Source organism: Pseudomonas sp. Ost2 (assembly GCF_018326065.1).
GTDB classification, from domain to species: Bacteria; Pseudomonadota; Gammaproteobacteria; order Pseudomonadales; family Pseudomonadaceae; genus Aquipseudomonas; species Aquipseudomonas gingeri.
Map to the genome: position 1 here is coordinate 2,992,054 of NZ_AP021904.1, position 11,187 is coordinate 3,003,240.

Consider the following 11,187-nt stretch of genomic DNA (forward strand, 5'->3'; position numbering starts at 1 on the left):
TCCAGTTCGCCCTTGCCCAAAATGCCGCGGTTATGACCTTGAACGCCGTTGGTGCGATCTTTGCGGTGGCCGTGGAGTGGTTGAGCCTGATCGTCGCGATGCGGCCGCAGAAGTGTTCAAGCTGTTGCGGGAGGGCAAGTGATGGCTGAGCTCGCCCTTATCCGCACTGCCCAGGGACTTGTGCCCGCCACCGAGGCGGATCGGGAAGTGACCCAGAAATGGAAGCTTGGCCAAGTTGTCCACGGAAAGTTCACTCGTATGCGCAATGCCAAGTTCCACGGCAAGTTCTTCTCCATGTTGGATCTGGCATGGGAGTACTGGGAGCCGGTCGGCGGCCTGGTTCCGCGTCAGGAGATGCGCGGCATTCGTGGGCTGGCAAAGTTCTTCGAGGCCGCCAGCGGTAAAGCGGGCCAACTATCGAATGCCGTGGAGGCCTATATCGCCCAGCTTGAAGCTGAACGCGCCGAGCGGTTTCCTGCCGTAGACAAGTCCCGCGAGGCATTCCGCGATTGGGTGACGATCGAGGCTGGGCACTTCCACCTAGTGCGTACTCCAGACGGCGTGCGCAAGGAAGCCAAGTCGATCAGTTGGTCATCGATGGACGACACCGCCTTCGAGCCGCTGTATCGCGACGTCTTCAACGCGTGCTGGCGGCTTGTGCTGTCTGCGCACTTCGAGAGCGAGGAAGCCGCTCTGGCTGCCGCAGACATGATTGGGAGTTTCGCATGAGCCATAACTTCAAGCCGGGCGACCTGGCACTGGTGATTTCAGGCGGTTGCCTGGGTGAGACCGCGGAACTTGTTCGATTTGTAATGCCTGGCGACCTGATCGTGTCGCCCACCACGGGCAAGCTTTACGAGTTCAGGCCGACTGCCGGGGTTGGCGGATGGCTTTGCAAGTTCGCCTGTATGCACGCAGTCAAGCACGAAAAGAACCTGATGCCCCTGCGCGGCGACTTCACCCATGAGCAGCAGAAAGCCAAGGAGGCTGTATGAAGAGTTTTTTCTGGAGATGGGCGACATCCACGCTTTTCGGAACGCATTACCTCAAGAAGTATTCGCCCGAGTGGGACGCAGCGCTGAATCGGCTGATCGACAAGCATTGGGAGTCAGTGGAGGTTGGTGATCACACAGCAAAACTCGGTGACGCACACGTCTGGATTAGCAATGCATTTTACTCATACGGAACTCAGTTTATGGGGATCGCTGAGTTTCGCCCTTCGGTTCGCACTATGCGTCGCCTGGATAGCCTTGTTCGGTACGTGCAGGCCCAAAAAGAAGAACAGAAGCGCGAGGAATACCTTAAGCAGATGGAGGATTTTTAATGCTCGCCTCCAAGCAACCAAAGCCTAAGAAATGTCGCGTTGCTGCGTGCGGGGCCTCATTCGTGCCTTCGCGCATTGGTCAGGCGGTGTGCAGTCCTGCGTGCGCAATCATCGACGCGCCCAGGCATGAGCCGAAGGCGCGCAAGGCGCTGGCCGACATCGAGCGCAAGGACATCAAGGTCCGCAAGGAGAAGCTGAAGAGCAGGGCGGACCACCTCAAAGACACGCAACAGGCCTTCAACGCCTGGGTTCGCGCCCGTGACGCAGCACTGCCGTGTGTCAGCTGCGGCCGGCACCACCAGGGCAAGTATGACGCCGGCCATTACCGGACCGTGGGGAGCAATCCGGCCTTGCGCTTCGAACCGATGAACTGCCACCGCCAGTGCTCGCCGTGCAACACCCGGCTTTCCGGGAACATCGTGAATTACCGCATTGAGTTGGTTAAGCGCATCGGCGCCGAGGCTGTCGAGTGGCTGGAAGGCCCTCATGAAGCCAAGAAGTACACCGTGGACGACTTGAAGGCGCTGACCGCCAAATACCGGGCAATGACCAGAGAGCTGAAAAAAGGGGAAGCCGCATGACCTATCGCAACGTTGTATCAGCAGTAGTTCGGGCGCTTGCGGCCGAGACTATCAGTTCCGCCGGCGGCTGCGACTTCGAGCCAAAGGTGCAGTGTGTCAAGCAGAAGGGGGAGATCGTCGGCAAAGAGGCGATGTTTCTGCAGGACTGCTGGGTGTTCGGCCGGCTGCGCAAGGCGCTCACTCCGGCGCACTGGCGGGCACTGGTGGCGAAGTACTCCACGCACCAGGAGCGCAAGCACGGCGCGATCCTGGAGCTGCTGAATTCGGTAAAGACGCCGGCGCCGAAACGCTTCCGGGAATGTGCCGTGCTGACCTGGGCCATTCCACAAGTGGCAGGAGCGGAGGGCAAGCGCTCCGCCGCGGTGCTGCCGGCCGCCTGGTATGACATCACTAACTGGGATAACGACGGCAAGCCGGAGTCGACCCGTTACCGGTGGCGGTCTACGATCCGCAAGACGCTGGATGACCAAGTGAATGAGGCTCTGACCGCTGCCCAAGAACTGCTCGACGCCGAGGGTTTAATCGAAAGTTGCGCGGCGTAGCAGATAGCCATTGCAACTAGTGAGAAAGTGAGAGAGTATTTATCCATCCTGTCGATCTTGCGCGTTGAGGTTGCACAGTAAAGCCCGGCCATCAAACCGGGTTTTTTATTTTCCGTAGTCGTGGCAGAGTCCTCCTAACTTCAAAGGAGTGATATGTATGGAAATGTGGGAGCTCGCTAAGCGTATTCTGGCCTCGGCCAACGAGGGGCAATCATTTACTCCCTCTCTCGCTGGGTCTGCGTATCGAAGACATCTCGAAAGTCTTGGAGAGCGTGAGCTCCCGCCAGTAAACGACTTTCACAATTGGGCCGAAACGCTCGCAGCCCAAATGGAATTCGCTGGCCTGATTGAGAAGGCGCCAGCATCTGGGCATGGCCCCGCCATTCTGGGCGTGAAGCGTAAAACCGAATTTGGACATGAGCTTTATTCTGCGCTCCGAGGCCACAACGTGGTGCTGCTCTTCCAGTCCATGCAGGCCACGATTGACGCTGGAGAAATTCGGAGAATCTTGCACCAGCTAGATTCTTGATTTTCACAAATCCTAGACCCAGCCAAGCGCTGGGTTTTCTATGCTAGAAATTTGTTCTAAAGAACGCTCGATCGGTGTCGATAAATCTTTATCGTGCATTCATGGAGCGGATGAATATGTTCGGATTTTTGGCTGACAAGGCAAAGGCATTGTCAGAGGCCGTTAGCGAGACGGCGATCTCAGCGAAGGATGCAGTCCTTAATTCTGTTGGAGAGGGGGCAAACGCAGCGACTGAGTATTTGGAAAAAAATTGGCCACAGATAGAGCGCGTCGTGGTTGATGGCCTGCTTACTGTTACGCATGATCGCATCAAGGATGACGAAGCGTTTTTGCTTGTTGCGGAAAAAGCATTTGAGCTTCTGCCTGCACCTGTACGTCTTTTGCTTCCAAGATCCGCATTCCTCGCGCATACCGAAAAACATCGGGTCTCAATCGTTGAGTTGCTTGAGGAAAAGCGGCAGCAGCGGCTTGCTCTGGAGGCTCCTGCAGCTGTAGTGACTGAAGTGATATCTACAAGCTAAGGGCCCACTACTTAGACTCAAACCCGGCCAATGCGCCGGGTTTTTTATTGCCCAAATGCAGGCGAAAGACCGGAAAGACCCTCCTGCCCATTCGATACAGAGGATATACCGATGCCGCATATCACCCGCTGCAAAATGACTCTCCGCTCTAAAGGTCCTGTTCAGGGCTCAACGGAATCACTGACGCGCCTGCACTTCGGTGCGGTGTGGTCGGCCAATCCGGCAGAAGAAGACGCGATCTACGGCAAGTACACACCCTACGGCGAGTACGTCGTAAACGTAGCTGCTGACCGCGCCGAGCATTTCGAAGAAGGGAAGGACTACTACTTCGATATCTCGCCAGCATTCTGATTTACCTGTAGCCAGGGCAGCCCTCGGGAAGGCCTGGACGTCGATAGCCGGTAGTGCGACGTACGGAAATAACACCGGCAGCCCGTGCACCCTGACCTCACTGTGCTTCCAGGGTGGCGCGAGACTTGAGCGGCGAGATTGATGCATTGGGGGGATGGTCTTTGGCGGACAGCGCGGAAAGACGCGCACACCTATTCAGGGCCTCGACATGATCGGGGCCTTTTCGTTTTCGGTTCCGCCACACCCTTCGCTCTGAGCTGGGAGTGCCGCCGGGGCCGACCTATTACTGGCCAAGGCCATTTTCTTCATGGAGTGACGATGGATCCTACTGACCTCGGCCCAGGCACAGCTACCTGGCTGGGCGGTAGCGCCACCGTTGTACTGGGCGGCCTGCTTTGGCTGCGCCGCTTCCTTTCCAAGGATGCGACCGACCGCGCAATGGATAGCGCCGATATCGGTACGCTGAAGCGCCTGAACGAGCTGCTGAACCAGGAGCGCGCCGCCCGCAAAGAAGCTGAGGCCCGCGCCGATCAGTTCGCTAAAGAGCGGAATGACCTGGCAGCCGCCGTTGGGCGTATGGAAGGCAAGATCGAGGCCCTTACCAGCCAGGTCGCTCAACTCACTGACCGCGTGACGCAGCAGAGCGACGAGATCACTCGCCTGCGCACCAAGCTGGGAGGAATCGCCTGATGGACAGATGCGCATTGGAATTTATCGCCCGCCGCTGGTGGCGTCGGGCCGAGGTCTGGGCTATCGCCATTGTGCTGGTTGGTGGCGGCGCCGTTCTCGGCTACCAGGCTGCCTACTGGTCTCTCGCCGAGAACCAGAGCAATCAGGTCAAGGGCATCCGCGAGGCATACGACACCGCGATGACTGAGCGTGATAAGCGCCTGGAAGAGCTGACCCGCCAGACCGGTACCGCCGCCGACAAAGCCACGAAGGCTGCAACCTCTGCGGCCCAGGCAGTCGACAAGGTGGATGAAGCTCTAAACCGGACAGCCCAGTAATTCGCGCCGCGTTTTCAAATGCGCCAAATCGTGGCGCGCAATAGGAGTAGGGCATGAGCGTGAAGGTGCTGCAGTTCAAGCGTGAAGACTGGCGCGACGCCGCCAAGACCCTGCGCAAGATTGCCGATGACCTCGACGCCGGTGAGCACTCGGAGTGCACCGTGGGCGCGCTGACCATCATCGGGCCAAAAGGCGAGGTAACTGTCTTTGTCCTTGGCCCGAAGTGCGACGACCTTCAGTGCTTGGGTGCGATGCGCCTGGGCGAGCAGAAGCTGATTGATGTGCTGCTGGATGGCGGGGAAGGGTAGGTGTGCCGCAGGTGAGTGCGGCACGGGTGAAATCTTTAAAAAGGTTTTCTGTTGTCGATGATGTGAATGAGTCTTTCCAAGGCGTTGTTGTACCTGTCTTCATGAACCCCTTCTTCAGGCGCTCCGCCGATTGATCGCGGGCCTAAAAAATAATTACGCAATGTTGTCTTGATCTCGCCGTCAATACCGCCATCCCCAGGCTCCACCCATAGATTTTGGTTCCAGTTTACTTTCACAATTGATTCAAAAATGAGTGCAATCAGGTCTCCGGGGTTATGGTTATTGAAAGCGCCGTCCGGACTTAAGTGGAGACTTTGTGGCTCTGGCAGCTGAACGGTGTAGTGAGTTTGTACGTGTTTTCTAACCACGGCTAGCATCTGAACTTCGGTCAATCGGTGGTTTAAATAGCCGTTATTTTTTTGAAGCTCCGGACTCTCGAACAAGTTCTTGGCGTACGCGAGAAGGTTTTTTTCTTGAGGCATGCTGCTGTCCTTGCTGATGAGTTGAAGCTCACCAATACCGGCAACGCGCCACTATTTCAATCCCGCCTTTAGGCGTACCTGAGACAATTTATGACAACCAAGCAACCCGACTGGGAGGCAATCGAACGCGCCTACCGGGCCGGGTCGCTTTCCATCAGGACTATCGCAGAGCGCCAAGGCGTGAGCGACACGGCAATCCGGAAGAAAGCCAAGGTCCAGGGATGGGCGAGAGACCTTTCCGACCAGGTGCGCAAAGAGGTTCGCAGCAAGCTGGTTCGCGGCGAGGTTCGCAATGACCAAGGCGCGAACTGCGAACTTGACGCCGAGATCATCGAAGAGGCCGCAGAAGAAGGCGCCCGGGTGGTTCGCAGCCACCGCCGCGATATTCGCAAGGCGACGATCCTTGCGAACTTGTTGATGGATGATCTGATGACAACCATCCAGCGCCGCGAAGAGATCGAAGACGCGATCATCGACGAGACAGACGAGGACAATAACGGAATGCGCCGGGCCTCGATGCTCGCTGCTGTCGCGCTACCCAGCAATTCAAAAACCCTGTTCCAGCTTTCCTCTGCAATGAAGAATCTGCAAGTTCTGGAGCGTCAGGCATTCAGCCTGGACGAGAAGGAGAAGACGGACGACGCCGACGAGATCTCGAAGATGATGGATGAATTAACACAGGACGCCTGACATGAAGCCCGAGCACATGAAGCTGCTTCGGGATCGGTTCTGGCGACTGAATAACCTCTACTTCATCACCGACAAGCAGGGGAAGAAGGTTCGCTTCCGCATGACGCAGGAGCAGATCGATTACTTCCAGGGTATGCACACCCGAAACATCATCCTGAAAGCTCGTCAGTTGGGTTTTACGACGCTGGTGTGCATCGTCCAGTTGGATGCGGCGTTGTTTGAGGCGGCGAAGTGCGCCTTGATTGCTCACACGCTGAACGACGCCAAGCGCCTTTTCCGCGAAAAGGTGAAGTACGCCTACGACAACCTGCCGAAAGAGCTGCGCGCTGCCAACCCGGCGCGAAATGATGCTGCCGGTGAGCTGGTGTTCAACAAGGGCGGCTCGCTTTACGTCTCTACCTCGTTCCGGGGCGGAACGCTGCGTTATCTGCATGTGTCCGAGTTCGGGAAGATCTGCGCCAAGTTCCCGCACAAGGCGCGGGAGATCGTTACCGGCGCATTTGAGGCCGTAGCTGCTGAATGTTTCGTCACTATCGAGTCGACGGCAGAAGGTCGAGCTGGCTATTTCTTCGATTACAGCCAGTCAGCAGAGCGGCAACAGCTCTCTGGCGTGCCGCTGGGCCTGCTCGACTGGAAGTTCTTTTTCTTCAGTTGGTGGAACAACAAAGCCTACTGGCTTGATCCGTCCGATGTGGTCATCCCGCAGCGCCTGACCGACTACTTCAGCGAGCTGCACGCTAAGCACGGCATCGTCACCAATGACGGTCAGCGCGCCTGGTACGCAGCCAAGGAGAAGACGCTCGGCGACGACATGAAGCGGGAGTACCCGTCGATACCCGTCGAAGCCTTCCAGCAGTCGGTCGAGGGCGCCTACTACGCGCAGCAATTCACCAAGCTTTACGCTGCTCAGCGCATTGGCGCGATCCCGGACAACAAGCACCTGCCCGTGATGACCTTCTGGGACATCGGCGTCGGCGACTCCACGGCCATCTGGTTCGTGCGCCAGGTAGGCGAAGAGTTTCACGTCATCGACTACTACGAAAACAGCGGCGAAGGCTTGCGCCATTACATGAAGGTGCTCAAGGACAAGGGTTACACCTACTCCGAGCACTGGGGCCCGCACGACATCGACAACCGGGAGTTTGGTAGTGATGCCAAGACTCGCCGGGAGCTGGCCCGCGAGGGCTACGAGATCGACGGCCAGAAATACAGCATGACGTTTCAGGTTGTCCCGAAGCTTGGAATCAACGACGGCATTGAGCAGGTTCGCGAGATCCTGCCCAAGTGCGTGTTCGATGAATCGAAGTGCGAGGAAGGCATCGCCTGCCTTGAGAACTACCGCAAGGAGTGGGACGACAAGCGTGGCTGCTGGAAAGACAAGCCGCTTCACGACTGGACCTCTCACGGCTCCGACGGATTCCGGTACTTCGCCGTCTCCAAGAGCGCGAGGAAGCCGGTCACATCAATCAAAATGGGATTCGCCCGATGAGCAACGACGTCTCCTTCAAGCGGGCGGAATACAAGGCTGTGCTGGACCGCTGGGCGACCGTGCGCGACGTCTGCGCCGGGCAGCACCGGGTTGTCGATCGACTGCCGTACATCAACGCCCACGACAAGTCGCCGGAAAACGCAGACCGCAACCGGGCCTACCGCGAGCGGGCAGTGTTCAAGAACGCCACTGGTCACACCCGCAACGGGCTGCTGGGCCTGGCCTTCCACAAAGATCCGACACTGACCGTGCCGAAGAAACTGGAGTACTTGCAGGACAACGCCAATGGCTCCGGCGTGAGCATCTATCAGCATTCCCAGGGCACCTTGGAAAAGGTTCTGGAGGCCGGTCGGCACGGCCTGTACGTCGACTATCACCAGGATGATGGTGTTGGCGGGCACTCGGTGATCCTGTCCTACTGCGCCGAAGACATCATCAACTGGCGCACGGGCATGGTTAACGGCCACAGCGTGCTGACGCTGGTGGTGCTGCGCGAGTCGCCGGAGATCCCTGACGGCTTTGGCTATAAGACGGTTGAGCAGTACCGGGAATTGGCGCTGGAGGAAGACGGCTTTGTCTGTCGCGTTTGGCGCCGATCAGGGCCTGAGAATGGCGGGCCGCTGGTAGTCACCGAAGAGTTCAGGCCTGAGGGTGTCACTGGGCGCCTCAAGGAGATCCCGTTCACCTTCGTCGGAGCGCAGAACAACGACCCGACCATCGATGAGTCGCCGCTCTACGACATCGCCATGATTAACCTGGGCCATTACCGGAACAGCGCTGACTATGAGGACAGTGTCTTCTGGTGTGGTCAGGCGCAACCATGGATCTCTGGCTTGGACGAGCAGTGGCGCGACTGGATGGAGAAGAACGGCATTTACGTCGGCTCCAGGGCGCCAATGATGCTTCCGGTCGGTGGCCAGTTCGGCTACGCACAGCCCACGCCGAACACATTGGTCAAAGAGGCGATGGGCGACAAGAACCAGATGATGATTGAGCTGGGTGCCCGGATGGTTGTTGCGTCTCTGTCGTCCAAGACGGCAACCGAGGCACGCGGCGACCAATCGGCGTCCACGTCGGTGCTTGCGGGTTGCGTGGCAAACGTCAGCGAGGCTTACACCCGGGCGATCATGTGGTGCTGCACCTACATGGGTGTTGCCGACGACAAGGTCGCTTATCAGGTCAATCAGGAGTTCGTCGAGCTGACGGCCGATCCGCAGATGATCTCTGCGCTGGTAGGGCTTTGGCAGAACGGTGGCTTCGCCAAGGCCGACTTGCGGTCTTACCTGCGCAAGTTGGGCCTGATCGCGCCAGAGCGCACGGACCTACAGATCGACAGCGAGTTGCAGGAGCAGGGCGACGGCCTGGGCCTGGACGACGAGGACAACCAAAATGGCGGTAAATCCGGCAGTGCTTGATGCCACGATCCGGCACGCGGTCTTCCTCGAAAAGCTGAAAGCGGGGGAGGTTGGCAAGTTCGCCCCCTTCCTCAAGGAGATTGACCGTTCGATTCGTGACCGGCTAACACAGTCAGACCTGACTGAGTACAACGTCAGGCGCCTTGAGGCTCTGCTGGATGAGGTCGACAGCCTGCTGTTGGGTATCTTCGACCGGTACAGCGCGCAACTGAATCTCGACCTGATCGACATCGCCAACTACGAGGCTCAGTTTGAGGTCGCCAGCCTGAGCCGGTCTAGTCCGGTTGGCGTGTCGCTTGATGTGGCAGCCCCAACAGCTACGGCAATCCGTACGGCGGTGCTGACAAACCCGCTCAGCGTGCGTGGCACCAGCGGCGGGAAACTGCTTAAGGCCTTCATCAAGGGGTGGACTGGCGCCGAGCGCGAGCGCGTTACTGGCACGATCCGCCAGGGCTTCTTCGAGGGGCAGACGAACTTCCAGATCATCCGCAATATTCGCGGCACCAAGGCGGCGGGTTACAAGGATGGCATCCTCGCCACAACCAACCGCAACGCCAGCACGGTTGTGCACACCGCGATTCAGCATGTGTCGTCCCAGGCCCGTATGGAAGTGGCCAAGGCCAACACGGATATCGTTGAAGAGATCCAGATGGTGGCCACGCTGGACAGCAAGACCAGCCAGCAATGCCGCTCGATGGATAAGCGCAAGTTTCCGGTGGATTCCGGCCCAAGGCCGCCGTTTCACCCGAACTGCCGCACCACCTTCATCCTGCTGACGAAGCTCAGCGCGATGTTCGCCAAGGGCGCTACGCGGGCCTCGGTTGGCGCGGATGGCGGTAAGCAGGTAAGTGCCGACCTCGACTACTACCACTGGCTTCAGCTTCAGCCCGCAGCGTTTCAGGATGTAGCCATTGGGCCGGTCCGGGGCAAGCTGTTTCGGGAGGGTGGGCTGTCCGTGGGGCGCTTCGCAGAGCTGCAACTTGATCGCAACTTCACGCCGCTGACACTTCAGCAGATGAAAGGGTTGGAGCCTCTCGCCTTTGAGCGCGCCGGCATCAACTGACCCGCGCCACGAAAGGCCAAACGCGCAAACGTGGCGCACACATTTCACGCCTCGGCATAGCCGGGGCTTTTTTATGCCCGCCAGGCGGGCCAACCAATCCCCAGGGGATCGCACCATGCCTTTTGATTTTGATCCGGCCGCCCATGGCCTGAACCTCGATGAAACCCAAGTTGCCGCACTGAAAACTGCCCTTGGTGGAGAGGTGCAGAAGTACTTGGATACCGAGGTGACGGGCCTCAAGTCCAAGAATCAGGAGCTGATCGGCTCCAACAAGACCATCAAGGGCGAACTGGACAAGCTGAAAGGCCAGTTCGAAGGCCTGGACATCGACGCTGTTCGCGGCCTGCTTACCAAGGCGGGCCAGGACGAAGAAACCAAGCTGCTGACCGAGGGCAAGGTGGATGAGGTGTTCAATCGCCGCACCGAGCGCCTGCGTGGCGACTTCGACAAGCAGTTGAAGGCCGTCACAGGCCGCGCCGAGAAGGCCGAAGCCTTCGCTGCCAAGTTCCAGGGCAAAGTCCTGGGTGACGCAGTGCGCGGCGCAGCGCTGAAAGCTGGCGCGCTCACCGAAGCAACCGACGACATCATCCTGCGCGCCAAAGGCGTGTTCACCCTGAACGAAGAGGGCGAGGCTGTCGCCGTTGACGAGAATGGCCAGACCATCCTCGGCAAAGACGGCAAAACCCCTCTGACTCCGCTCGAATGGGCGGAATCTCTGCGCGAAAGCGCACCTCACCTGTGGCCAAGGGCTTCAGGCACACAAGCCCCGGGCGGGGGTAGCGGCCAGGCTGCATTCAAGCGCTCCGAAATGACCGCCGAGCAAAAGCGCGACTACCAGCGCAAGCACGGCCAAACCGCATATCTCGCATTGCCCAAGTAAGGGGA

Annotated in this window: 17 protein-coding genes; 16 read left to right on the forward strand and 1 reads right to left on the reverse strand. The window is 58.6% G+C overall.

Annotated elements, in window-relative coordinates:
• The first annotated feature begins 141 nt into the window (after positions 1-141).
• The 11 genes from KI243_RS13220 to KI243_RS13270 all read left to right on the forward strand — a co-directional run bounded on the left by KI243_RS13220 (position 142) and on the right by KI243_RS13270 (position 5,163).
• On the forward strand, positions 142-729 hold the full coding sequence (locus KI243_RS13220) for a DUF1367 family protein (RefSeq protein WP_212810953.1): 588 nt from the start codon (positions 142-144) through the stop codon (positions 727-729).
• Positions 726-995: a hypothetical protein gene (locus tag KI243_RS13225; RefSeq protein ID WP_212810954.1), complete on the forward strand. Its 270-nt coding sequence runs from the start codon at positions 726-728 to the stop codon at positions 993-995. Before KI243_RS13220 ends, KI243_RS13225 begins: the two co-directional genes overlap by 4 nt.
• The gene (locus KI243_RS13230) at positions 992-1,324 is read left to right on the forward strand and encodes a hypothetical protein (protein WP_212810955.1); all 333 of its coding nucleotides are present in this window, start codon (positions 992-994) and stop codon (positions 1,322-1,324) included. The genes KI243_RS13225 and KI243_RS13230 overlap by 4 nt, the downstream gene beginning before the upstream one ends.
• Positions 1,324-1,905 carry a recombination protein NinG gene (locus tag KI243_RS13235; RefSeq protein WP_212810956.1) on the forward strand — a complete coding sequence of 194 codons (582 nt, stop codon included), beginning with the start codon at positions 1,324-1,326 and terminating at the stop codon, positions 1,903-1,905. The genes KI243_RS13230 and KI243_RS13235 overlap by 1 nt, the downstream gene beginning before the upstream one ends.
• Positions 1,902-2,447 carry a hypothetical protein gene (locus KI243_RS13240; protein ID WP_212810957.1) on the forward strand — a complete coding sequence of 182 codons (546 nt, stop codon included), beginning with the start codon at positions 1,902-1,904 and terminating at the stop codon, positions 2,445-2,447. The genes KI243_RS13235 and KI243_RS13240 overlap by 4 nt, the downstream gene beginning before the upstream one ends.
• Before the next feature lie 157 nt (positions 2,448-2,604).
• The gene (locus KI243_RS13245; protein ID WP_212810958.1) at positions 2,605-2,976 is read left to right on the forward strand and encodes a hypothetical protein; all 372 of its coding nucleotides are present in this window, start codon (positions 2,605-2,607) and stop codon (positions 2,974-2,976) included.
• Positions 2,977-3,050: 74 nt separating this feature from the next.
• Positions 3,051-3,497: a hypothetical protein gene (locus tag KI243_RS13250; RefSeq protein WP_212810959.1), complete on the forward strand. Its 447-nt coding sequence runs from the start codon at positions 3,051-3,053 to the stop codon at positions 3,495-3,497.
• Positions 3,498-3,608: 111 nt separating this feature from the next.
• A complete protein-coding gene (locus tag KI243_RS13255; protein ID WP_212810960.1) occupies positions 3,609-3,848 on the forward strand; it encodes a hypothetical protein in 240 nt (79 codons plus the stop codon).
• 318 nt (positions 3,849-4,166) lie between these two features.
• Positions 4,167-4,538 (forward strand): chemotaxis protein, encoded by a 372-nt coding sequence (locus tag KI243_RS13260; protein ID WP_025856073.1) that lies wholly within the window; start codon positions 4,167-4,169, stop codon positions 4,536-4,538.
• The gene (locus tag KI243_RS13265) at positions 4,538-4,855 is read left to right on the forward strand and encodes a hypothetical protein (protein ID WP_212810961.1); all 318 of its coding nucleotides are present in this window, start codon (positions 4,538-4,540) and stop codon (positions 4,853-4,855) included. Before KI243_RS13260 ends, KI243_RS13265 begins: the two co-directional genes overlap by 1 nt.
• Positions 4,856-4,908: 53 nt before the next feature.
• Complete coding sequence (locus KI243_RS13270; RefSeq protein WP_212810962.1) at positions 4,909-5,163, forward strand: hypothetical protein; 255 nt, start codon at positions 4,909-4,911, stop codon at positions 5,161-5,163.
• Positions 5,164-5,198: 35 nt separating this feature from the next.
• On the opposite strand, the gene KI243_RS13275 is transcribed toward KI243_RS13270, so the two are convergent.
• Entirely contained in the window at positions 5,199-5,645 is a 447-nt protein-coding gene (locus KI243_RS13275) for a hypothetical protein (RefSeq protein WP_212810963.1), read from the reverse strand.
• Positions 5,646-5,735: 90 nt separating this feature from the next.
• On the opposite strand from KI243_RS13275, the gene KI243_RS13280 reads away from it, so the two are divergent.
• From KI243_RS13280 to KI243_RS13300, 5 genes are all read left to right on the forward strand, one after another.
• Positions 5,736-6,335 carry a hypothetical protein gene (locus KI243_RS13280; protein WP_212810964.1) on the forward strand — a complete coding sequence of 200 codons (600 nt, stop codon included), beginning with the start codon at positions 5,736-5,738 and terminating at the stop codon, positions 6,333-6,335.
• Between the two features lies 1 nt (position 6,336).
• Positions 6,337-7,824, forward strand: a complete 1,488-nt coding sequence (locus KI243_RS13285) for a terminase (RefSeq protein WP_212810965.1) — start codon at positions 6,337-6,339, stop codon at positions 7,822-7,824.
• Positions 7,821-9,239, forward strand: a complete 1,419-nt coding sequence (locus tag KI243_RS13290; protein ID WP_212810966.1) for a DUF4055 domain-containing protein — start codon at positions 7,821-7,823, stop codon at positions 9,237-9,239. Before KI243_RS13285 ends, KI243_RS13290 begins: the two co-directional genes overlap by 4 nt.
• Complete coding sequence (locus KI243_RS13295; protein ID WP_212810967.1) at positions 9,214-10,302, forward strand: minor capsid protein; 1,089 nt, start codon at positions 9,214-9,216, stop codon at positions 10,300-10,302. Before KI243_RS13290 ends, KI243_RS13295 begins: the two co-directional genes overlap by 26 nt.
• 115 nt (positions 10,303-10,417) lie before the next feature.
• The gene (locus KI243_RS13300; protein WP_212810968.1) at positions 10,418-11,182 is read left to right on the forward strand and encodes a hypothetical protein; all 765 of its coding nucleotides are present in this window, start codon (positions 10,418-10,420) and stop codon (positions 11,180-11,182) included.
• The last annotated feature ends 5 nt before the right edge of the window (positions 11,183-11,187 follow it).

What these genes read in the sequence shown, in the direction of transcription:
- KI243_RS13220 (WP_212810953.1), top strand. Translation starts at nt 142, where the DNA reads ATGGCTGAGCTCGCCCTTATCCGCACTGCCCAGGGACTTGTGCCCGCC.
- KI243_RS13225 (WP_212810954.1), top strand. Translation starts at nt 726, where the DNA reads ATGAGCCATAACTTCAAGCCGGGCGACCTGGCACTGGTGATTTCAGGC.
- KI243_RS13230 (WP_212810955.1), top strand. Translation starts at nt 992, where the DNA reads ATGAAGAGTTTTTTCTGGAGATGGGCGACATCCACGCTTTTCGGAACG.
- KI243_RS13235 (WP_212810956.1), top strand. Translation starts at nt 1,324, where the DNA reads ATGCTCGCCTCCAAGCAACCAAAGCCTAAGAAATGTCGCGTTGCTGCG.
- KI243_RS13240 (WP_212810957.1), top strand. Translation starts at nt 1,902, where the DNA reads ATGACCTATCGCAACGTTGTATCAGCAGTAGTTCGGGCGCTTGCGGCC.
- KI243_RS13245 (WP_212810958.1), top strand. Translation starts at nt 2,605, where the DNA reads ATGGAAATGTGGGAGCTCGCTAAGCGTATTCTGGCCTCGGCCAACGAG.
- KI243_RS13255 (WP_212810960.1), top strand. Translation starts at nt 3,609, where the DNA reads ATGCCGCATATCACCCGCTGCAAAATGACTCTCCGCTCTAAAGGTCCT.
- KI243_RS13260 (WP_025856073.1), top strand. Translation starts at nt 4,167, where the DNA reads ATGGATCCTACTGACCTCGGCCCAGGCACAGCTACCTGGCTGGGCGGT.
- KI243_RS13265 (WP_212810961.1), top strand. Translation starts at nt 4,538, where the DNA reads ATGGACAGATGCGCATTGGAATTTATCGCCCGCCGCTGGTGGCGTCGG.
- KI243_RS13270 (WP_212810962.1), top strand. Translation starts at nt 4,909, where the DNA reads ATGAGCGTGAAGGTGCTGCAGTTCAAGCGTGAAGACTGGCGCGACGCC.
- KI243_RS13275 (WP_212810963.1), bottom strand. Translation starts at nt 5,645, where the DNA reads ATGCCTCAAGAAAAAAACCTTCTCGCGTACGCCAAGAACTTGTTCGAG.
- KI243_RS13280 (WP_212810964.1), top strand. Translation starts at nt 5,736, where the DNA reads ATGACAACCAAGCAACCCGACTGGGAGGCAATCGAACGCGCCTACCGG.
- KI243_RS13285 (WP_212810965.1), top strand. Translation starts at nt 6,337, where the DNA reads ATGAAGCCCGAGCACATGAAGCTGCTTCGGGATCGGTTCTGGCGACTG.
- KI243_RS13290 (WP_212810966.1), top strand. Translation starts at nt 7,821, where the DNA reads ATGAGCAACGACGTCTCCTTCAAGCGGGCGGAATACAAGGCTGTGCTG.
- KI243_RS13295 (WP_212810967.1), top strand. Translation starts at nt 9,214, where the DNA reads ATGGCGGTAAATCCGGCAGTGCTTGATGCCACGATCCGGCACGCGGTC.
- KI243_RS13300 (WP_212810968.1), top strand. Translation starts at nt 10,418, where the DNA reads ATGCCTTTTGATTTTGATCCGGCCGCCCATGGCCTGAACCTCGATGAA.